Source organism: Bacillus cereus group sp. BfR-BA-01347, assembly GCF_022663835.1.
Lineage (GTDB): Bacteria > Bacillota > Bacilli > Bacillales > Bacillaceae_G > Bacillus_A > Bacillus_A thuringiensis_K.
This window is the reverse complement of the sequence record NZ_JAKUGG010000020.1, coordinates 51,564-73,997: the sequence shown is the minus strand read 5'-3', so window position 1 is coordinate 73,997 and position 22,434 is coordinate 51,564. Positions and strand designations below refer to the sequence as shown.

Sequence of the window (22,434 nt, the reverse complement as noted above, 5' to 3'; positions counted from 1 at the left end):
AATTGATTAAAAATCTAAAAATAATGATTGACTAATCGTAAGAAATATCAAAGACTGTCTTTTTCTCGTACCGATGAGATTTTCGTCCGTTGTGCTGTAGGAGGTTAAACAGACGAAGGAGAACCTTTGATAATTCTTGGGTGTTTTTGTGTAATGCTTGGTAAAAAAGTAAAAAATAATCCTTAATTATATACATCGCTTTATATTCACTTAGTTCTTTCTGTTTCTTACGTAATAGGAGTTCTCGCATTTTAAACATAGTAGAAGAACATAATAGAATACTAATGAGTTGCCCATAAAGATGACATTCTAATCGCTCTTGTTTAATAGATTTACAACGATGAATTTGAAACCAAGATTTCCATATTTTAAATAACAGCTGTCGGGTAAAAGACTGGTGCGGCATCAGTGACCCGTTTCCAGACTCTCCCCATAAGAACTGCTCGTGAGGTTTTCCCTCAAGCAGCTCACCCCATAAACTTCATCAAAAGGGTTATGAGACCTATCAAATGGCAGACACTTTCATCGGAAACTCTCTGCACTTTTCAGGGGAAGGACTTTCCAGTCCCAATAAAGCCCCAGTACACCATAGAGATATTCGTTACTCCATCTCTGCCATCCGATGCTACGCTTTCGTCGTCGTTTCCTTCTCGTTAACAGTGTGCGAATTTTCATCTCCGTATAATCACGTACTTCACTGAAAGCTTGACTAGAGTTCCCACCCCGGAAGTAGTTCACCCATCCAGTCAGTACGGCATTGATTTGTTTTATTAAGTCTTGTGCTGGCTTCGCTCCTGCGTTTTGAATGAGTTCACGAATTTTTACTTTCACTGCCGTGCGAGCTTTCTTCTTAGGAATCATGAAAACGAAGCATCCATTCTTATTTCGGTTCGGTATTCGTCTCAGGTCAAATCCTAAAAATCCGAAGGATTCTCCTTTTAGGACATTAACCATCTGAGTCTTCTCCAGATTCAGTTCAACTCCCAAAGGCTTTAACTGTTCCCACAGTCGTCGTAATGCCAGTTCAGCCCATCCACTTTTACTGGAGTGTCCGCTTACAGCGATAACTATATCGTCGGCAAAACGGTGATAGTTTACAGCTTCGTAATTGCCCTCAGCTGTTTTACGTCGAATGGTATCAAATGTCCAATCCACTTCATTGAGGTAAATGTTCGCGGCTAGTGGAGAAAATGGTCCCCCTTGCGGGACACCGATTTATCCTGTTGCCTTAATTACCTGTTTTACAAGATGCATAACCTGTGGGTCTTGGACACGTTTCGCGATTTTCTCCAATAATATGTTGTGTCGGATTGTATCAAAGTAGCGTGACAAATCAACATCAATTATTATGGTCATACGGCGCAATATACTGCGTCGTACTTCTGCCAATGCCTGATGTGGAGAACGTTTCGGCCGAAATCCATACGAGTTTGGACAGAAATCAGCTTCAAAAATTGCTTCTAATATGAGTTTTAGCGCTCCTTGTACTACACGATCTCGTATACATGGAATTTGCAGAGTTCGCATTTTGCCGTTTGCCTTTGGGATTTCTACTTTTCGATTGGCTTGTGGTCGGTATATTCCAGCTTGCAATTCTTCTTGAATACCCGTTAAGAATGGGATAACTCCTTCTAGTTCTATATCAGTAAAACTTTTTCCATCAATGCCTGGAGCACCGTTGTTTTTCCTCGCCTGTTGATATGCTTCGTGAAGGGTTGTCATTTTGGTAATGTGAGTAAATAGCCCCCAAAACCGGTGCGTAGGTTCAGACTTCGCCTTTCGATAGATTCGTTGCCTTAGTTCCTGCAAAGTGATGGGTGTTTTTGTCATGGCACCCTTGCCTCCTTTAGTCATACGAAATGTTTACAGGTTCGGACCCTTTCCTCCCCGCGCGTTTTGCTGCACGCAGATCTCTGGTACTACGATCCGTTCCGCCACCCTGACACCTACCGTTCTCACTTCCCGATCGCGGTTATAGAGACGATCTCCTCGATGAGGTTTCTTCATCGGGTGTCGAGGGCTTCTCCAGTTTCCACATTATCTTTCTCTCCATGTCGCCGGTGAGAACTGCCGTTCCAGACTCATTTCGGTCAGCTCTTGTTGCTTTCGCACGTTATTGACCGTCTCAGCCACCGGAATTGCGTGTAACGAGGCTACGTCTACGTTCACTGTACGTTACAACCTGGAGATTTGCCCACATACCTTTTGCATGTGATGTCAGAGGGCTTCGCCATGTCGCTTTCACTTCATGACGCCTCTCAGGCTACGGGAGTGGAGTCTATTCTCCCGATTGGACTTTCACCAACTAGATAATGTGTCCTTATCTGGACACGCCAATTTGCCATCGTAAGGAGTAAAAATCGTATACTTGTTCCGTTGGTAGATATTCCAAAGGAATATTTGTAATGTAAAAGTTAATTGCACTTAACCGCTTACTGCCTTCTTTATAGGTAATTTGTTTCTTATGTTCTTTAGATGCTAAATCCTTTTGTCTAAGTTTCATTTGCAGTTAACTTATACAGAATGAGTCTTGCAGGAAGCTTTTGATACATTCCAATATAAATCTTAGGAATTTCATATGTTTCACCGGGTTGCAATTGATCGATAAATTTCTCCGGAATCTGAAAATGTGTAGCATCCCATACGCGAATACGTCGAAAATAGTTTGTATACAAAGTTGGGATCTTGCTAGAAGAACAAAATTGTTGATGAAGTAAATGTGCTAAGAGTTGTTGTAAAAACTGAACAGCCTGAGGGTTAAAACGTTGATTGAGTCCCTCTGGACTCATAGAAATACCGGTGTTAGCTTCTAATAGACTACATAATTGTGTCAATGAAGAACGAGCTACATTTTGGCTTAACCAAACACACAAATCTACTAAATCTTGTGCTCGATATTTACTTTTTCGTTTAACAAATCCTATATTTTTAGCTAATTGCTCTAAAGTATCAGGTAACATATATCGTTGTAACTCTTAGTAATACAATTGCAGCTCATCTTGAATTGAAAAGCACATTATAAAAACGGTAACCTTTCTTTTGATTCTAAAGAAAGGTTACCGTTTTTTCTGTTTTTATAACAGGGTTTTTCGAAGGTTTTAATTTAATCCTAATTATATTTTTTATAAATTCTAAAAGTACATTCCCTATTTTTGGTATGATAGACAGGAACTATTTTTTTTAACAGGAAACAATAAATATATAAACAATAAAAAGAATTAATTATTATATAATATATACATAGCGTATTATTGAGAAATTCTTTCATGATACCAGTATGTATTATTTAGCAATCGTTGAAATAGCTTGTTTGTATACAAGTTGCTGCTTACCATGTACTAGCATAAGAACAGTGAATTTATCCATTGCAAGAATCTGCCCATGTATCCGAACGCCACTCTTTAAAAATACAGTAATTCCCCCTTTTTTCTCTATTAATTGTTCATACATTTCTTCTTGTAAGTCCTTCATATAAATCCCTCCCTTTTATAAGGGTATCATAAATAAGTAGAAATGATGTTACATACACATATTTCGCAAGAAATCCATCTAAAATTTAGATTGTAAGCCCCGTTTTGTAAGGACTATTATTCAAGTTTTACATTTTATCCTTCATTTAGCGATTAAATGAGACAACAAATAAATGTAGATTAATTTATATTGTAAATTATTTTATTAATAAATACAGCACCTGAAATTATAGCATTAAACTTAAAAAAACCCCTTTTGGATTCAAATTATTTTACAAGGTACGGTTTTAATTCTTTTATTAATAGCTCTGCACCTTCTGGAGTTAGTGTAACCTTCCCATTTACTATTGACATATTACAATTGGATACTTCTCCAGCTACCACATAAACACCACCAGGCTCGCACTTTTGTAAAATGATTTTTTCACCCTCTACAAAGATTTCTAAAGGGATTTCTCTTTACTTCCTAATGTATCCCTTAATTCTTTTGGTATTTCCACACGTCCTAATTCATCTACTTTTCGAGTTATACCTGTTGATTTCATGGAGCCTCTTCCTTATTTTTATTTATAGCCCTGCCTTCATACCCTATTTTTATTTTACTGTAACAAGCATTCGCCAAACATGAAAAACAAAATTATCCAAAAACTAACGTTTAACCTTATACCTCCTTTGCTTGAGAAGGATAAAAAATGTACAGTGCTCTTTTTGAGGGTATCACCATATCACTATCAAGCTAAGGCTTCATGCTGTTCCCAAAAACAAGAATTTTGTACATTTTTACTCCTGAGATGTCAATTTCACTGTTTTGGAGGCGTTTCTTATCACTTGCTTGATGGCTATGTAGGATGACTCCTATATAAACGATAAAAAACACAAAAAAGAGAACAAATTTCTCTGTTCTCTTTTTTTATAGGACACCTCATCAAAAAAATATTACCAGTGTTTTCGTTCACAACGACAACACACAAAGAAACATTTACAACAAACCTTCTTAAGTCTTGGTTTGAAACACTTACGCTTTCTACACTTCAAACAATCACAATGATGTTTAAAATCATCGCAATTCCAGCTCATTTCTTATACCTCCTTTCAATCGAAGAATATATTATTCTATGTTCTAGTAAGAAAAATGCTTGTTTCATAACCTACTATCACTTTAAAAATGAAAAGTCCACCTATTTCTTTTGAAAAATTAAGTAGTTGCAAGTCCTCATGCTGCAGGACCTTTATGTGTATTTTTTAATATTTGCTTCTATCTCTTATTTCCTTTCTGAATTATCAAGAATGCTTGACTTTTCTTATTTGACCACGTATTTCTCCGTTTGGATGATTTTCCGTATGAATGTTTACGTAAGTATTACCTGCTTTCATCTCTCTTGCTAGTTCAAATAAAGACATATCCTGTAAAGGACCGACAAGATCTTCTTCCATAATTGCTCCTGTTACTACTCCCCTATAGATACTGATACCACGCGATTCCGGTCCGAATAGAAATGCAATAACCGGTCCGTTTTCGCCCCGCATTCCTAAATGAATATGAGCGACAGTTAACTTTTCTATATCATTGACTACTAATTTAAAACGAAGTCTTGTAAAGTCTCTGTTAAATATAAATTGTGCTAAACCAAAAGCGATTGTTCTTACAGGTGGGACTTCCTCACGACCTGTTAATCTAGCAAAAAAACATTTAGCCATAGTGTGGTCTACCTCCCTATTCGTTTGATATTATATTGTATTCATTTAATAGAAAATAGTTTGTTCGTTTTGACTATTAAATGATGTTTAAACTTACAATTTTTCTCAAAGAATAACTTATAGGGAACCTCACATTACCATAAAGGAGGATGTACTAAGAGTATGACTTTTTTAGACTGTTTGCTTTAAAGTTGCAGAAGAAAATCATTCTAAATATACGTTTGAAACCCTGTCTTTTCAAAAAGAACAAACTTGGATTTAACATGCTCTTAAACACGTTTAACCTGACGGCAATAGGGTAGTAGCATCAACAACACGTAAGCAAATTTCATAAAAAAATTCGATTTCCTATACGGAAAGGAATTATCGTTTTTTCTTTGGTGAATTCGTAAAATGTGTAGGTGTTGAGATTATCTAGTTTGAGTTGATTAATCTTCATTTAAACTCTAATTTTTGATGGATTACCTATCTAATCTATTTAAACAAAATTATATTGTGAAATTTATGTAATTTCTTTTGTAACGCGTTAAATACGAAAAAACTGAAATGTTATATTTAGTTACGATTATCGATATATAGAATTGATTTTAAATTATATGGACGTGAGGCTTTGGAAGATAAAATCTAATCAAAACTATTTCTAGGTTTCATTCAAATTCACATTTTACACAATGGAAAACGACGCTCTCTTAATAAAGGCGGATCGTAATGTAGCAGGAAAAATTCGAAAGTACTATTCCATTACTAAAAAAGGGAATACTGTTTTTGTTTAGTCTCGAGAGAAAGCATATGAACTTTTTAAAAAATCAAAGACTAGTTTGAAAGGAGTTACATGATGTATCCAAATACACCTAAGAAAGATTTTAAATCTCTAATGGAAATGCTACTCGTTTCTACACGGCTCGGACTTATATCGTTTGGTAGCTCGATTGTACATTTAGGCTATTTTCATGAAGAATATATTCGTAGGAGAAAATAGATGGACGAAAAAAGCTATGCTGATTTAGTGGCATTATGCCAGTTCTTGCCTGTCCCTTCCAGTAGTCAGGTTGGTATTGAGGTAATGCGTGCAGGTACACTAGGTGGAATCCTAGCTTTTATAGGATTTACACTTCCTTCCGTCGTCGCATTAATATTATTCAACATACTCTTGCAAGGCTTAGATATTGACGATGCCAGCTAGATTCATGACTTAGAAATAGTTGCTTTAGCTGTAGTGGCTCATGCGATAGTAGGTATGGCTCAGAAATTAACACCAGATTTGCAGCAAAAGTCAATTGCTTTATTACTTTGCTATGGCAAACGGCTTTTACACAAGTCAGTGTTATTCTATTATCAGGATTAATGGGATACCTAATCTATAAAAATCACAATGAAAATGATGAGCCTAAATTATTTTTTCCTATATCACGCAGTTTCGGAATAATCTGCTTATCCTTATTTTTCGGTCTACTCATTTTTTTACCGGTTTTAAGGGAAGTAACTATATTAAATTGGGTGGCAATGTTTGATAGCTTCTACCGATCAGGTTCACTAGTCTTTGGTGTCGGCCATGTTGTTTTACCATTACTTGAACGTGAATTTGTCCTACTGGATGGTTAAATGAAGAAGCATTTTTAGCTGGTTATGGTGCTACACAGGCTATACCAGATCCATTATTTACATTCACAGCCTATATTGAAGCAGTCCTTAATGGCTGGAAAGGCGGGTTGCTCACAACTGTGGTCATATTTCTACCAGCTTTCCTTCTTATTTTAGGTACTTTACCTTTTTGGGATACACTAAGACGTAATCCTAAAATTAAGGGTGCTTTAATGGGTATAAATGCAGCAGTAGTAGGTATTTTGATTTCTGCTTTCTATCATCCAATTTGGACTAGTGACATTTTAACACCAATTGATTTTGCCTTTGCTTCCGTATTATTTAGTATGCTTGTTTACTGGAAGTTACCACCATGGGGCATTGTTTTTACTGGTGCAATTGGAAGTACATTGTTATCATTAATTTAAAATAAGTCATATATTTAGTAAGTGCTACCATAATTCTGGTAGTTTTTTTGTTGCCGCTTTATTCAAGAGTTTTTTAATTACCAATCAAGAATGTTTTTTATCCTTATTAAGCTAACTGACCAGTATAGTAAAAAAATAGAAAATATGAATGATCAAACATACAAACACCACTGTAAGTGGTGTTTGTATTAAAAGCTACTATTTATTAAGGAATTAATGTTCTATTAAGTTGGATAAAAGGAATCTCTTGTTCATTATTGGATTCATTAAAGGGATAGATTCTAGCATTTTCATTATTTTCATCCACATTTTGAATATATATTGGAACCCATTATATGTTACATTAGCCATAACTGGTGAAACAGCAATCTCTTGTGCTCTTTGTTTGTTCATTATAATGATCTCCTTTTGATTTATAACAGTTATAATATTTACTTCAAACTACTTAAGTATTCGTATTACTCAATAAGAAGTAAACAGGTAGCTAGTTTTAATTACGGTTACTTGACTAACGAGGGCAATGGTTAGATTTTGATTTCCTAATTGGTTGCGGGATTAGTTATGTAACGGTAAATGTTTTAATCCTTACAGCTAAACCTTTTTTATACTTAAATATTTCTACATAGATAAAAAATGAAAATATGCAAAATAAAGAACCGCTACCGGTTCTTTATTTTGCATATTTGATATGGGGTTAGGACAAGGGATTTTGTGTTGAATACCTTGTTCTTATCGCCTTATGAGTTTGGAAATTCGATTAGAAACTCACAAGGTACTTTTAGTATGTCACGTATTTCCAGTTTTATTTAAGTTATAACAATTTATTTGAAAAGACTTCAGGTCTTATATTATTTTATTAAAAGCATCATATATTTAGTAATGAGAAATTAGGGTATTGACTAAAAAGCATTCACACTGGTCGGTGCTTTTTAGTTTTTTATGCGAATTGAACCCCTCTTCTATAAAAACAATTATAAAAAAAGAAATGCTTCTATTTTTAACTTGAAGCATTTCGCTAAATTACCTGTTTATCAACAGATAATAAGATATACTTACTTACATTATGAATTTATATGTTCAAACTATAAATAATATGATGGAACATTTTTTGCTTGTTATTGATTAAAAGCATAGAATCATTCGAGCTTATGCCACAACATTCGATTAATTATAAGGTATCTTATTTTTAAGTAACAAGGTTCTCGACCATAGTATCCTTTATTGTGGTTATATGATTTATTATAATCATTCATTCTTTTTTCTCCCCTTCATATTATTTGTAGGAGTTAAAACTGTAGTTCTGAAGAAGAAGCAAGTAGGCGTTGTATAAAATATTGTATGATATGTAGAGGATGTCTTGTTAAACGGAAATAAGCCCTTTTAAGGTATAAATGTAGAACAAAAAGAATCCCCAATGAGGATTCTTTTTGCGGTGCTGCGGAGATGACCAGCTTATTTTGTAAGGAGTTACATTTAATGTATATGCTACATACAAAGAATGCATGCTAAAAAAAGAAGCTTCATTATTAAACTATCTCCTAACATTACCATCAAGTTAATTTAGATTCGTATCTCAAAAACAAAAAATATACTATTTTTTCAATTCATTGTAAATTACAACGTTGAATATCACCTATATTATTAATATCTCTTCCCTTAATTTAAAACAAGAACAATGATTTGATGGATTTCCAAACATCTATTTATACAGTTGGCATTTTGATCCTGATCTCGGATTAAAAACCATTTATATTAATCATTTTTTACCTGGAGATGTTGTCTATTTTAATAATCCGGATTTTCATCCTCAAACCCCCTGGTGGATAGGAGAAAATGCCGTCGTTCTTGGAGATGGTACGTATTTTGGACATGGGCTGGGAATAAAGACGGCTTTCTCCTTTGATCCATGCTCTGAATCAAAGGAGAAAGCCACGGGCAACCCAATCAGCCTATCTGACAAATTTAGTCACAAGGCCGGCTTTTAAACATTTGGCGAAATTTTTGATGCCACAACGAGGTTATTCAGTTCATAAGTATCAACATATAGTCATCAATCATAATGAAAGTTCTATTTCATTTGATCGATATATGTTCTTTTTAAAGATGGTGTACAATAATATGGCCCATATGCAACCATTCTCATAATGAGAATGGTTGCATATGTCAGAGAGCCTGTATCAAAAGTAGTACTTTGGGATAGCCTCGTTCTTTTATACAAACATTCTTTACTTATAGAACTAAATTTCTATCGAGAATCCGAATATTCTCTACATCCATTTACGAAATTCACTGGAATTAGCAAAGAAATAAGAGGCTGATTTCAATTTGTCGTCATTAACCGACCTTTTGAGTCAGTCTCCTATTCTAAAATCGCCCTATTTCTTTTTTTCCGTACTAGTAAATGCTTCAAATTTCTGTTATTTTTATTCTTTCTATTATCTGATTACTTGATTTGTTGATCTTCATCAATCATTGGTACTACAATTACTGTTTACTGAAACTTATTATTGTTTTCTGTTTAACCTATCTAATTAAACTTGTTGCTAAATAAAAAGTTGTCCCTAATAGGAACAATAATTGTTCTTAATAGTAAGAGAGTGTCGCTTTTAATGGCAAATGATCAGATTCTTTTGACATTTTTGTCGCAACTTCTACTTCGATAACCTGGAGATTGCGGCTGACAAATATGTAGTCCAATCTTATTCTTGGTCGAACCGATGGATAGGTGTATCCTTTCACCTGCCCTGCGATATGCCAAACATCTTGAAATTCACGAGTTATTTTTCTCCACCCTCTTGATCCCGGTTTCATATTCCAATCGCCCATGATAATAACAGGATAAGAATGCTTATGAAGATGATTTACAATAAAATCTGTTTGCTTCTTATGGAGAAAGGGATTCAGACTTTGATGAGTCACATATACTTGGAAGAGCTGTTTGTTCTTTTGAATGATTACTTCAAGCAATGACCTACCTTCCATTAGTCCATATCCAAAATGAAATGGATAGCTCTTTTTTGTTATAATTGGATATCGAGACAAAAGAGCGTTTCCATATTGCCGTACTGTTGTTGCATTTCTAGACTTTAAAGAAAGAGATGGACTGAAAGCCTGATGCATGTTTAATTGTTTCGCAAGCCAGCTGATTTGATTTTCATAATAGCTCCGCTTGGAAAAATGTTTATCGACCTCGTTAAGACCAATGATATCTGCCTCGCTTTTTTTAATCACTTCAGCGATTCTGTACAGATCCACTTGTTTATCAATGCCTCTGCCATGATGAATGTTATAGGTCATGACCTTAATTTGCAAAATAACCGCTCCTCTAAAAATTCTATTTAATAACGTTATTTACATAAACGAGAAAAAGAATTCCATATTAATAAATGAAAAGCGAAAAAATGAGAAATATCTGTTGTCTTTTTATTTTAATAAACAAAAAATAGGTTACTTTGCAAAAACAAGTTCTATTTAAACAAACACTAAAAAGGATTGATACAACATGGTAATACACATTAAGAAACGTGTCATTATGCTGATAGTGGACTCCTTAATGGATTCACCTTTGCAAGAAGCAATAAAAAAAGAGAAAGCTCCTGCACTACGTTTTTTTATGGAACGCGGAAAATATGTTCCGAATGTTATAAGTGCCTTTCCTACAATGTCCGTAAATATCGACAGCACACTTCTAACTGGTACGTATGCAAATGTCCATAAAATACCTGGATTAGTCTGGTTTAATAGTAAGGAAAAACGCCTTATCAATTACGGCAGCCACGTAAGAGAGTTACTAAAATTGGGACTTATAAAGTCTATTAAAGACATTATTTATCATTTAAACAATAATCATCTAAGTAAAGAAGTAAAAACTATCCATGAAGAGTTAGCGAAAAATGGTAAGTCCTCTGCTTCTATTAATGCGCTCATTTATCGCGGAAACACAGAACATCGTTTAAAATTACCAAAGTTGTTAACTTTTTTTACATCACTGGACAACTATCAGAAAACAAATGGGGCGAATTTGTTCACTTATGGCGCTTTATCCAAACTTAGCCCATGGAACCGTTACAACCATTTTTGGCAAGCATATGGTTTTAATGATAAGTTTTCTGCTCAAGAATTAAAGTATCTTATTCAAACAGATAGCCTTCCTGATTTTACAATTGTTTATTTTCCGGACCTTGACAAAAGCGTCCATAAAAATGGTCCGCTCGATATAAAAGGGGTTGAAAAAGTAGACCGACAGCTTCAAAAAGTGTTAAATACTTACGAATCCTGGGATGAAGCTTTAAAAGATAATATTTGGATTGTAATGGGAGACAGCGGTCAAGCTCCGATTGATGCGGATCGAAAAAAAGCATTAATTGATTTAAAGCAATTACTTAGTTCTTATCGAATTATGAAATTAAAAGAAGGCGTAAAAGACAAAGAACAAATTGTCCTTGGTGTTAATGAACGAATGGCATATATTTATTCATTGAATCTGGGGAGTTTACCGCTTTCAGAAATAACAAAAACTTTACAAAAAGACGATAGGATTGATGTCATTGCGTGGAAAGAAAAAGAATCCGTCTATGTGATATCCCCTGCATATGGTGAGAAGCTCAGTTTCAAACCTACTGGAGAATACATAGATAAATATGAGCAATCATGGTCTTTAACAGGAAATACAGATATTTTAAACATCGTATTACAAGATAATAAAATCCTTTATAATAACTATCCTGATGCATTAGCTCGATTATATAGTGCATTAACTTCCCATGAGGGAAATTATATTGTTGTAAGCGCAAAGCCTGGATTTGAATTCATTGGTGAAGGTTCTCCAACTCATGTCGGAGGCGCAAGTCACGGAGGATTACATAAACAAGATTCACTGGTGTCAATGATTGTAACCGGAAGTGATTCTTATCCAAAACATTTGCGAATTGTCGATTTAAAGGATTGGATTTTATCGCTGATTAATTAACAGAGAGCTAAAATGATTCAAAATAACCTTTTACCTTCCTTTAAAATTGTATTGGACCGAGATTCATCGTCCTCTGTCGATTGGTCCAATCATTATTTCCATATTCTCATTCCATTTTTTACGTAATTATTTATTTGTACCGTATAAATAAAGTTATTTACTTTTGATGACGTAATGCCGCATTCTTCTTGTGAAAAATGCGGCTTCCCTAAAAAATAGTTTTTTACTTTTAATCAACTGATCAGAACAAAACTGTAAATAACTGGCGAAAAGTTGTTTACTAAATTCCTTTAATCAACTATCGCCACGTGTGTTAGAAAGCCAGCTACTATCCCCTGTGATTGTGAACCCACATCTCTCCAGAACCTTGAGTAAGCCGATGTTATCCTTCGTGACAGAACAAACAAGAGGCCGAGGTTACAACTTACATAGAGTCTTGGTGCTGCCCTTGCCCCAGTGTTTTCAGTCAATCCAATAGCTGATCTCTCTTTCATCAAACTGCTTGAAGTACAGAACGTTATCGATCACATTGTTTAACGATGATAGTCTGCTTGATGATGGATTCATCCGCTAGGATTTCAGCCCAGTTTTTAGAGAAAAGGTCCCAATTGTTCGAGCCCTCCATTGTGAAGACCGCCATATAGTTCGCATCTCGATCCTGTTGGTATTCAACCAAGAGGTCACCCTCCATTACACCCCGAAGTATATATCGATCATCGTATTCCCTCCTTAGAAGTTGACACCAGCAAACTAAATGTGCATTTTGATTACAATATTTGAAGTGAGGATTAGTAAAAGATATTTTTTCAAAGCAAACAACTTTTTTACCATCCAACATTATTTAAAATAGATGACTTGTTTATAAACAGATGTTAACTCTAACTCGCATCTTTTTATGCCATTGGCACCTGGGACATGATTTGCCCTTCAATACGTTCAAAGATGTCATCTAAATCCCGACCCGTAATTGTTAGACCGTGATTCTTAAGCCCAATGATTGCCCTAGATGGATCATTGGCATTTCGTACTAGATTTGCTACAGTTTCCGCCAATTGAATCGTACCACAAGGGTAGTTAATTTCTGTTGCTGTTACACCATCCATCCATGCATGAATATGAACAATTGCCCCTACCCTTGGATGTTCTTTATAAATCATCCAATGTTCAATCGCATCAACCGACGCTCTTTTTGGAGAAATACGAGGAGGAACACTTATTTCCATGGCATTTTTCTTCGAATTAAATCCTTTAATATATAAAATATCTTGACCAATTACTCGCATATTAGCTTTGTTGACACCGCTTGCGCTCATCCAAAAATGTTTATGATCTTGTCTGCTGCTTAGATTCCCATAGCTAAGACCGCCTATCCCGTATAATTTTTTTAACTGACGCATATCACGAGGTGATAAATATTTTTCAAGCGGAAATGGAGCAGGTAATAAATTCATTTCATCTAATTTTTTACCTGCTCCGTACATTTTTTGTGTAATTTTGTTTCCATTCCATAAATTTTGATCTAAATCATCCACAAAATGATTGTCAATGACTAATTGAGCCGATGCAATTGGCTCCAACTTTTCATAAATCTTTTGAAAAAATTCTTCTTTTTCTTCACCTTGGTAACTCAATTTGTAAAATCCTTGTTCAGGAGTAATAAAATAAACATCTGTTTTTTCCTTATTGTGTAGAATAAAAATTAAATGGTTCGATATAGATCTAATTAGATATGGATAAGCAGCTTCAAATATATTCTCCGGTTCTTCATCCTTTTCTAGTATAGATACTACAAAAGTCGCCTGTGCCCTTCTACGAAATGGGCGTGGCGTTTCTTCGTCAATCACATTAAATACAATCCTGATGTTATCAACTGCTTCTTCACAATACTCATATCCTTCAGTTAAAAATTTCTCCTTTAACCCTTCCGTATACCATTTGAGAAAAGGAGATTTTTCAGCACCTGTTATTGTAAAGTTCTTCATTTTTGTCTTCCTCCTAATTTCTATCAAATTGTTACGGTTCAAAAACCACTTTGATTGCTGCACGATTTTTCTTATTTGAAGCAGTATCAAGAGCATTTCGGTAATCTTCTAATGAAAATCGGTGAGTAACCAATGATGATAAATCGACTTTTCCACCACGCATTAATTCAATCGCTACGTCAAACGTCCGTGTTCCTTTTCCTTGAAACATCTCCGTACTATAAGCAAAGCTTCCTTTGACATCTAACTCATTAAGCCAAACTGTTGTCCAATCAATTCCGTCCATTATGCCAGCTAGACCTAACATAACAACTTTTCCACCGTTTTTAGAAAAACGAAGTGCATCATTAATGCTCTGTTTTTTTCCAACACATTCAAAGACAATATCTGCCCCTCCCTGTATTACCTCTGGACCGAAAAGAGGGTTTAATATCGTTGCATTCAGTGATTTCGTTAAATCATGGATATATGTAGTTTTCTGGAGCATAATAATGTCGTTCGCTCCGTATTGTAGTGCAAGCTGAGCTTGAAAATCATGTTTAACTAAAGCCACGATGTTACAATCAATATCGAGTGCACGAATGGCTGCAATAACACAGAGTCCAATAACTCCTCCCCCTATAACCAGCACGGTATCGTATTTACTTGGAGGATTTCGAAAAACACTATGTAAAGCACAACTAAAAGGCTCAACCATGACGCCGTTTAAATCATCAACTTCAATTGGAAGTTTAAAAACTTGACTTTTGTGTGCCACAAGACAAGAACTCCAACCACCGCCTGTATCACGACAAGCACCAATTAATAAGCCTGGTGATAGGCTTCCTTCTGTTTTATGGACACACAAACTAAAATCACCTTTACGACAGGCCGAACAGGAGTTAGTTATTCCCCTAGCTGCACATGACAGAATTGGATCAATTACAACCCGATCACCGATATTTAAATAATCAGCCTGGGAGCCCACTTCCGCAATTTCTCCTACAATTTCATGACCTATTGTAAAAGGAAATGATACAAATGGTGAAGTTGCAGGACTATCATTTAGAAAGAGAAGATTTAAATCACTGCCACAAATACCACCATACTTTACCTTCACTTTTACCCAATGGTCATCTGGAAGATTCGGTTCTGTTCCCTCATGAAATTTCAAACATGACAACCGTGAATTCCAGTAAACAGAAGGAATCAACTTTCCTGTAAGTTTACTAAAGATATAGCGAGGTAACTGATAGTCAAATTGCAATGCCTTCAAGAAGTATCACCTATTTTCTTGTAAATATTGCGAATCATAATTCTCCCTTAATAAAACCATATTATTCTTAAATTGGAATAAAAATGCTTGGTAGTGTAAATTGTATGCTGCATTCCTTACTAAAACTGTTCATCTAGTTAAAATTTCGAATTAACATCATCGGGTTGGAACACATCTCACTCGTAACTCACTGATTATACCTGCTAACCATATGAGCATTTATACCCCCATATTTCTACCATGTATGTTGAAACGGAGAGTTCATTTTATGAAAAAAACAAACTGTTTCGTTATTGTTTTTTAACATTTTTTACTGTCGTTTATGCGATTCTGGTGAATCATCAAAGCGGAACCTTTATTCATCTTGTATGCCAAATTTTAAGGATTATTCATAGGAGAGAAATTATTGGTATTTTCCAGCGGATAGAAAGTATAAAAATAGAGAAGTGGTTCAGCCTAAAAAAGAGATGGCTTTTATCATATGTAAAACAAATGCACCTATTCTTCGAATTGCAATTATTAAAGTAAAAAATTCGAATACTTATAAAGATTATGATTGGATCACAGTACATACTTATCATTCAGATATATCATATTATTCATCTCTTTCATAATATGTTATGGGTCTGATTAAAGGGCTAGAAAAAAGTATTCAATAGATTACTTCACTAACTAAAAAAGAGGTTTGTCATGATGTATAATAAACAAGCTTTAATCATCTATAACCCATTTTCGGGAAAACGAAAAAAACATAACTCTTTTCCGATATTATTAAATAAACTATCAGAAATAGGTTATCACCTAACAATTTATCAATTAGACGAGTTAAATCAATTTAATAATCCAATTAAAAAAGCTTGCATACAAAGATGGGACTCAATTTTTATTGCAGGTGGGGATGGAACGGTTAATCAAACCATCCAATTTCTAGCGGAAGAAGAGTATAGACCGAATGTTGGAATATTCCCCTTTGGCACAAGTAATGAATTTGCAAAATTCATTGGAATGCCTTGTAATATTTTTGACACTGTTTCCGTTATTGAATCTGGTTACGTAAGACCTGTTGACATCGGGAAATTTGGAAATCGATACTTTACAAACATTGCCGCTGCAGGTTGGTTAACAGATATTACATATAGAACACCTCCTAATCTTAAATCCAAGATTGGAGAATTAGCCTATTGTCTTTATTTTTTTAAGAAGTTTTTGATAAAAAAACAATCAGATACAATTTCAATAAATGTCTCCTCAAATAACGTTCTTACAGACCTTTCCTTATTTTTAATTATGAACGGAAACTCTATTGGTCCACTAAAACGCCTTATAGACGAAGAAACATGTGACAATGGATATTTTCATTTGATTACTTATAAAAAAACCAATCGAATTCGACTGTTATTTCAGTTACTTGCGAAAATGCTTCACCTTGTGGATGATCTTTCAATCATTCAACATACCAAAATAAAATCAGCTGACTTTATGATACCAGAGTCAATTTCTTTAAATCTTGATGGGGAACTAGCAAACGTAAATAGTCCTCGTTTTAAAGTTCTACCTCAACACCTTCATGTATTCAGTTCCCGTTTTAAAAAATAAAATAAACCCTGTTGTTTTGTATAATCACAAATAAAGAAGGAAATAATTAAAAAAAATTCATATTCATAGATAGGTGAGATTATTGTATTGCTTTATTGTTAATAAAGTTTCGGGCAATAGAAGAGCGCTTAAAATTTGGCATCAAGTTGAAAAAATGCTTCAAGAAAAAAACATCTATTACTGTGTTCGCTTTACAGAGCAATCAAAACACGCCACTTCATTAGTGCAAGAACTTATTAATAAGAAAAAGGCGACTGTAATTGTTGCAGTAGGTGGCGATGGGACAATTCATGAAGTAGTTAATGGATTAGTCGGTACGAATATACCGTTAGGAATTATTCCGGCTGGCTCAGGAAATGATTTTTCAAGAGGATTAGGTATACCATTAAAACCTAATAAAGCTTTAGAACGTATTTTAAAAGAGAAACCTAAAATCGTTGATATTGGATATGTAAATTCTACATATTTTTGTACAGTGGCAGGAATAGGATTTGACGGTGAGGTAGCCCAGACAACGAATGTTTCAATACATAAAAAATTACTTAATTTTATTCGAATGGGTCAAATCTCATACATCATCAGTGCAGTAAAGGTGTTATTTCATTATAAACCCATGGATATCTCTTTAGTAATTGATAAAAAGCTATACAAGATTCCAAATGTATGGCTAATTGCAGTTGCCAACTTACCGTTTTACGGCGGTGGGCTTGTGATTTGCCCGGAGGCCGAAAGTAATGATGGTTTATTTGATATATGTATTGTTCAAGGAATGTCTAAATGGGAATTTTTACGTATATTCCCATTAGTTTTTAAAGGAAATCATACATCTTCCCCTTCTATTAAGATAATCAAAGGAAAAGAACTAGACATTTATTCTGCAACTCCATTGTTAGTACATGGGGATGGGGAAATGATCGACCAAACCCCTGTTCGAATTAAAATTGAACAAAGTGCTTTATATGTTATTTAAACAATCATGAACCTAAAAGGCGTAAAACCCCTATTTCATAACTCTAGTTGAAATAAGGGTTTTTTATGATTAAAACGTTAATTATTTTTTTCCATTTCTTCTAAAGTCTCTTCATAATAAAATTCAACCAACGACACAATCATTTGATCTATTGTTTCAATAATACCCTTAATAATTTGAGTCATGACTTGTTTATGGAGCCCCTTTCTTAATTTTGTGCATTAAAGTTGTATGTGTACCTTAAAGAATTGAAGGGATAACGTTAATTTACTCAAAAGGATTTTTATTATGCTGCATCTTTTCGATGGAGTACTATACATGGTCAACTAATTACTTTATTTTTATCTTCCAGCATTATGTTTCAAATACGTCGTCTATTGGTTATCAAAAAACAACAAGAACTTAGTGAATTTCAAGCAAAACTAAAAAATTAACCTAAACTCATATAGAATTCAGGCTAATTTCTTAGCTATTTAGTAAGTTGTAAGAAATAATCTTTTAAATCCACTTGCCGAAAAGATTTTGGGGTTAAATCTGTTCCAACGACAATCATAGGAGTTGTAGAATCTTTTTTATGTAGCGAACCGTGTCCGGCACCTCCAACATGTGTGGGAGATTTTTCACCAACAAATTCATACCCAGGTTTTGCATCAACGATTAGGTAATCCCCCTTATGTGAATGAAGGGAACTATAAAGGCGGGCTAAGGCATCAGGATAAGCTCCATATTGGATCTTATTTTCATTTACAGAAAGATCTAATACGGAAGGATTTCCTTGTAACGTCCAAGTCTGTTTATACTCATCCATATACACTCCGTTAGGACGAAACTTAAACGCTCCTTTATTTTTTTCATCAGTCACATGAATAAAATCTTTTTCTTTCCAAGCAATAAAATCAATCCTTGAATCCTTTTTTAATTTAGAAGCAATATCACGAAGTAGAATATTTTTATTTAATGAGTAAATAAAAGCCATCCGTTCATTAACAGCAAGAACAATTTCATCATTATTCTTTATGGATTCACCCAGTTTAGCAATATTATAATCCTGTAATAGAGATTTTAATTGGATTATGGATTTGTTCTTGTCATCTCCGATTGCTGATTGTCCACTATCTCCCATTACAACCCATATTCCTTTTTTTAATGCTTCATCCCAGGAATCGTACGAATTAAATATCTTTTGAAGTTCTTTATCAGCTTTTTCAATTCCCTTTAAGTCCATAGGTCCTTTCTTGTGAACAGTATGGTCATGATCTGGAAGATATGCAAATGTAAAAGCAGGAAGTTTATTTTGTTGAATGAGACACTTCATTTCTTGTGCGACAAATTTATCATTGAATCCAAACCCTTGCCATAAATGAGTATAATTGTTCTTCGGATTGCATTTTGATAATCGACCGAGCGAAAGCAAGATCGGTCCATTTGTATCTTGCTCTTTAGGCATTAGTTTAAAAAATGATGCAGTCTTTGGAATATTTAAAACGTGCTTATAATTACCACGGTAAATAAGACCATTAATAGAAGCAGAATGTTTCATATTCTTATCTAGTTCTTCATGAATCGTTTTAACCGACTTACTCAAGTGTTGATTATTTAAATTGTAAACACTGTCTTGTAGAACTTGTTTTATACCAAGTGTGATAATTTCTTTTTTTCCACTTCCATAATTGATAATCCGTTTTTCTTTTTCGTCATACCAGACGAGCCCAGGAAGTTGATGATGTTCTGGATAAGTTCCCGTTAGTAATGTACTATCAATCGTAACAGACATTGTGGGATAAGAACTAACTACGTTCGGATAATATTTTCCGTTCTTTATAAGAAATTTAAGTGCTGGAGCTCTTCCCTCTTTTATCGCTTTCTGTAATGGTTCATCCATTAAGGAATCAAGCATGAAAACAATAACAGGTTTATTGGGATGTATAATTTTGTTTTCCTCTTTTGTAAAACTAGGATTAGGACTACTGCTCTGAGATGCAAAAAATAAAATAAGAATCCATACCGCTATTATTACAATGACTTTATACACATTACTCATCCTTTTTAAATAGTAAATGATAGATTTCAGTGCAACCATAATATGATAAAATATAGCTAAATTGTTTGACTTATACATAATAACGATAATGTTTTTTATTTGTATCATTTCTTCTTTAGAAAATAGCGATCTTCGAAAAAATGCTGCATCATAAAAATTCGTCTGAGTACATTAGCATTACTTTTTGATTATTAATTCTCTTATAATTTGCGAGGGATCTTTCATGATAAGCTGCCTGTGATATTTTGTTACACGCTCTTGATAACATTGGAGTTGATTTTCGTTTTGAAAAAAGGAATATAATTGCTCATCAAGAGTTTCTTTTTCATTTGTCCATTTATTCAAATGGACAATCACACCTAACTTTTTTAGTTGCTGTAAATTAATTTCCTCTTGCCCTGGTAATACATGATATATAAAGATGGGCTTTCTTTTAAATAAACTCTCACTAATTGTAACTCCCCCAGGCTTTGTAATAATTGCATCTATTTGATCATAAAGTCTGTTCATTTCTTCTCTACGCGTAATATAAGTTAAAGGCGTAATATTATCTCGCTGTAATTGTTGAAGTTTTTGATATAATTTTTTATTTTTCCCGCATAGCACATAAAAATGAATTTTTGTTTCTGTACCTATTTTATGAATCAAATCTTCTATTGCACCGACTCCTAAACTTCCACCGGTAATTAATATTGACAATGCTGTGGGAGCAAAATTCACTATATGCTCCTTTTGTTTTTTTATTTTTCTATGAATAGGAATTCCTGTGATAAAAATCTGTTCATTATTTATCCCCTTGTTTTGTAAAAACTCTTTCATATAATGGGATGGAACAAAATGAAAGTCAATATGTTTCATGCCCCACCCCTGATGAATAAAATAGTCTGTATATACATTTATAACTGGTATTTTTAGCTCACCTTTTTCCTTCAAATAATTTAATATATAGGAAGGTAAAGCATGAGTACAGATAATCAGATCAGGTTGTTTATCTCTTATTAATCTTCTCATAAATGGTACAAACAAAAATTCATATAATCGATAACGTTTGTTCTCTTCAACATTTTTGTAAACAGAGGTTTGGTATATCCGATTATAAAAATCAGGGAATACTTTAATCCATTTTAAATAAACATTTGAAACCAATGCTTCTATTCTTCCGTAACTATACGAGAGGATATCCACTTTATCACATTTTATATTGAATTGATCCTTTTGTATTCCTTCCATTAATGCATTTGCAACTTGATGATGTCCTGATGGAATTTGCAAAAATGGCAAAAACAAGACGTTTTTTTGTGTTACATGTTGTTCCATAAATCACCTCTTGCAATATACTTGATGATGTGTTTTTTCAGTCATTTCTTGTTATTATGTGGCACTTCCTTTTTTCTATTCTGGCAACTATTTAGAATACATTACAATGGATTTTGTTCCATAAATTACATACAAAATGAAAGGATTTTTCATGTATAATTTTTATAGAAGGAGTGATGTGATTGAAAATTTTATTACTATCCGTTTTATTTATTATTGTCTTCTATCTAATTAAAAAAGCTCATAAAAACACGACCGATGTCGTGATAAATAAAATTCAAATAGATCAAAAGCAAATTCACGTACAAGATCCGATACTAAATATTCTACACCTTTCTGATATGCATCTCGAAAATATTTCTATTTCCCCAGCTCAGCTTTATGAAAAACTAAAAGATGAATCAATTGATTTGATTACACTTACTGGGGATTTCCTTGACCGTAAACGTACGATTCCTAAGCTCGCTCCATATTTAGAGGTATTAAATCATTTACAGGCAAAGCATGGTATGTACGCTGTTTTGGGTAATCATGATTACGTATTACGTGAAAATGACTTACAAAAATTAAAAGAAACACTTGAACAATATGGCTGCAAGGTTATGCAAAATGAAAATCATGTCATTTATGTTCAAGGAAAACGTGTAAATATTATTGGTATTGATGACTTTAGTACGAAACGTAGTGATTTAATAACTTCTTATAAAGGAATTCAGCCTGGAACAAATTTGGTATTAACTCATGACCCAAATATTGTTCTTCATATGAAAGAATATCATTTTGACTATTTACTAGCTGGTCATTTCCATGGTGGGCAAATTTGTTATCCAAAAGCGTATCACCTTGCGAAAATGGGTAAACTTGCAAGAATGAATATTATAAAAGGACTTCATATGCAAGATGGAAAACCTTTTTATATTAGTGAAGGGCTAGGTCAAACAGGAGTAAATATTCGAGTGGGAAGTCGACCAGAAATTACACTGCACCAATTATCAATATTAACAGTTAAAAACAACGAACTACCCGCAGTATAAAATACAAAGGCTGTTAACGAACCTCGTTAACAGCCTTTGTATTCAACTCTCCAATCATTTTGAATGTAGGATGTAAAATCTCATGATCTTTTT

The 22,434-nt window shown here is 34.0% G+C and carries 13 protein-coding genes and 6 pseudogenes; 7 read left to right on the top strand and 12 right to left on the bottom strand.

The window, feature by feature from the left end; all coding sequences use genetic code 11:
• Nucleotides 1-31: 31 nt before the first annotated feature.
• The 6 genes and pseudogenes from MR143_RS24430 to MR143_RS24405 all read right to left on the bottom strand — a co-directional run.
• Nucleotides 32-382, bottom strand: a pseudogene (locus MR143_RS24430) (IS4 family transposase); the annotation flags it as partial.
• Nucleotides 383-522: 140 nt separating this feature from the next.
• A pseudogene (gene ltrA / locus MR143_RS24425) lies at nucleotides 523-1,830 on the bottom strand (group II intron reverse transcriptase/maturase).
• Nucleotides 1,831-2,335: 505 nt separating this feature from the next.
• Nucleotides 2,336-2,960: pseudogene (locus MR143_RS24420) on the bottom strand (transposase); the annotation flags it as partial.
• A 322-nt stretch (nucleotides 2,961-3,282) separates the two neighbouring features.
• Nucleotides 3,283-3,471 (bottom strand): RNA chaperone Hfq, encoded by a 189-nt coding sequence (gene hfq, locus MR143_RS24415; protein WP_242281028.1) that lies wholly within the window; start codon nucleotides 3,469-3,471, stop codon nucleotides 3,283-3,285.
• 266 nt (nucleotides 3,472-3,737) lie between these two features.
• Nucleotides 3,738-4,015, bottom strand: a pseudogene (locus tag MR143_RS24410) (AbrB/MazE/SpoVT family DNA-binding domain-containing protein).
• 736 nt (nucleotides 4,016-4,751) lie between these two features.
• Complete coding sequence (locus tag MR143_RS24405) at nucleotides 4,752-5,168, bottom strand: CHRD domain-containing protein (protein ID WP_242281027.1); 417 nt, start codon at nucleotides 5,166-5,168, stop codon at nucleotides 4,752-4,754.
• 832 nt (nucleotides 5,169-6,000) lie between these two features.
• Between MR143_RS24405 and chrA the strand changes: the two are divergent.
• Nucleotides 6,001-7,177, top strand: a pseudogene (gene chrA / locus MR143_RS24395) (chromate efflux transporter).
• A gap of 205 nt (nucleotides 7,178-7,382) precedes the next feature.
• Here chrA and MR143_RS24390 read toward each other — a convergent pair.
• A pseudogene (locus MR143_RS24390) lies at nucleotides 7,383-7,570 on the bottom strand (H-type small acid-soluble spore protein).
• Between the two features lie 1,304 nt (nucleotides 7,571-8,874).
• Between MR143_RS24390 and MR143_RS33275 the strand changes: the two are divergent.
• A complete protein-coding gene (locus MR143_RS33275; protein ID WP_308218774.1) occupies nucleotides 8,875-9,162 on the top strand; it encodes a hypothetical protein in 288 nt (95 codons plus the stop codon).
• The gene (locus tag MR143_RS33535) at nucleotides 9,077-9,322 is read left to right on the top strand and encodes a hypothetical protein (RefSeq protein WP_374267094.1); all 246 of its coding nucleotides are present in this window, start codon (nucleotides 9,077-9,079) and stop codon (nucleotides 9,320-9,322) included. Before MR143_RS33275 ends, MR143_RS33535 begins: the two co-directional genes overlap by 86 nt.
• A 438-nt stretch (nucleotides 9,323-9,760) precedes the next feature.
• Here the strand turns inward: MR143_RS33535 and MR143_RS24380 are convergent, their stop codons facing one another.
• Nucleotides 9,761-10,489 (bottom strand): endonuclease/exonuclease/phosphatase family protein, encoded by a 729-nt coding sequence (locus MR143_RS24380; protein ID WP_242281026.1) that lies wholly within the window; start codon nucleotides 10,487-10,489, stop codon nucleotides 9,761-9,763.
• A 190-nt stretch (nucleotides 10,490-10,679) separates the two neighbouring features.
• Here MR143_RS24380 and MR143_RS24375 point away from each other — a divergent pair, with 190 nt between their 5' ends.
• Complete coding sequence (locus tag MR143_RS24375) at nucleotides 10,680-12,146, top strand: alkaline phosphatase family protein (RefSeq protein ID WP_242281025.1); 1,467 nt, start codon at nucleotides 10,680-10,682, stop codon at nucleotides 12,144-12,146.
• A gap of 893 nt (nucleotides 12,147-13,039) precedes the next feature.
• Here the strand turns inward: MR143_RS24375 and MR143_RS24370 are convergent.
• Both MR143_RS24370 and MR143_RS24365 read right to left on the bottom strand, forming a co-directional pair.
• Nucleotides 13,040-14,128, bottom strand: a complete 1,089-nt coding sequence (locus MR143_RS24370) for a class II aldolase/adducin family protein (RefSeq protein ID WP_242281024.1) — start codon at nucleotides 14,126-14,128, stop codon at nucleotides 13,040-13,042.
• Between the two features lie 31 nt (nucleotides 14,129-14,159).
• A complete protein-coding gene (locus MR143_RS24365; RefSeq protein ID WP_242281023.1) occupies nucleotides 14,160-15,383 on the bottom strand; it encodes a zinc-dependent alcohol dehydrogenase in 1,224 nt (407 codons plus the stop codon).
• A gap of 690 nt (nucleotides 15,384-16,073) precedes the next feature.
• Here MR143_RS24365 and MR143_RS24360 point away from each other — a divergent pair.
• Together MR143_RS24360 and MR143_RS24355 are read left to right on the top strand one after the other, a co-directional pair.
• Entirely contained in the window at nucleotides 16,074-16,979 is a 906-nt protein-coding gene (locus tag MR143_RS24360; RefSeq protein ID WP_242281022.1) for a YegS/Rv2252/BmrU family lipid kinase, read from the top strand.
• 73 nt (nucleotides 16,980-17,052) lie between these two features.
• Nucleotides 17,053-17,949 carry a diacylglycerol/lipid kinase family protein gene (locus MR143_RS24355; RefSeq protein ID WP_242281021.1) on the top strand — a complete coding sequence of 299 codons (897 nt, stop codon included), beginning with the start codon at nucleotides 17,053-17,055 and terminating at the stop codon, nucleotides 17,947-17,949.
• A 469-nt stretch (nucleotides 17,950-18,418) separates the two neighbouring features.
• Here the strand turns inward: MR143_RS24355 and MR143_RS24350 are convergent, their stop codons facing one another.
• Nucleotides 18,419-19,990, bottom strand: a complete 1,572-nt coding sequence (locus tag MR143_RS24350) for an alkaline phosphatase family protein (protein ID WP_242281048.1) — start codon at nucleotides 19,988-19,990, stop codon at nucleotides 18,419-18,421.
• A gap of 177 nt (nucleotides 19,991-20,167) precedes the next feature.
• On the bottom strand, nucleotides 20,168-21,307 hold the full coding sequence (locus MR143_RS24345) for an MGDG synthase family glycosyltransferase (protein WP_242281020.1): 1,140 nt from the start codon (nucleotides 21,305-21,307) through the stop codon (nucleotides 20,168-20,170).
• Nucleotides 21,308-21,489: 182 nt separating this feature from the next.
• Between MR143_RS24345 and MR143_RS24340 the strand changes: the two genes are divergently transcribed.
• Nucleotides 21,490-22,341, top strand: coding sequence for a metallophosphoesterase (locus tag MR143_RS24340; RefSeq protein ID WP_000698340.1), 852 nt, complete (start codon nucleotides 21,490-21,492; stop codon nucleotides 22,339-22,341).
• Nucleotides 22,342-22,434 lie beyond the last annotated feature (93 nt).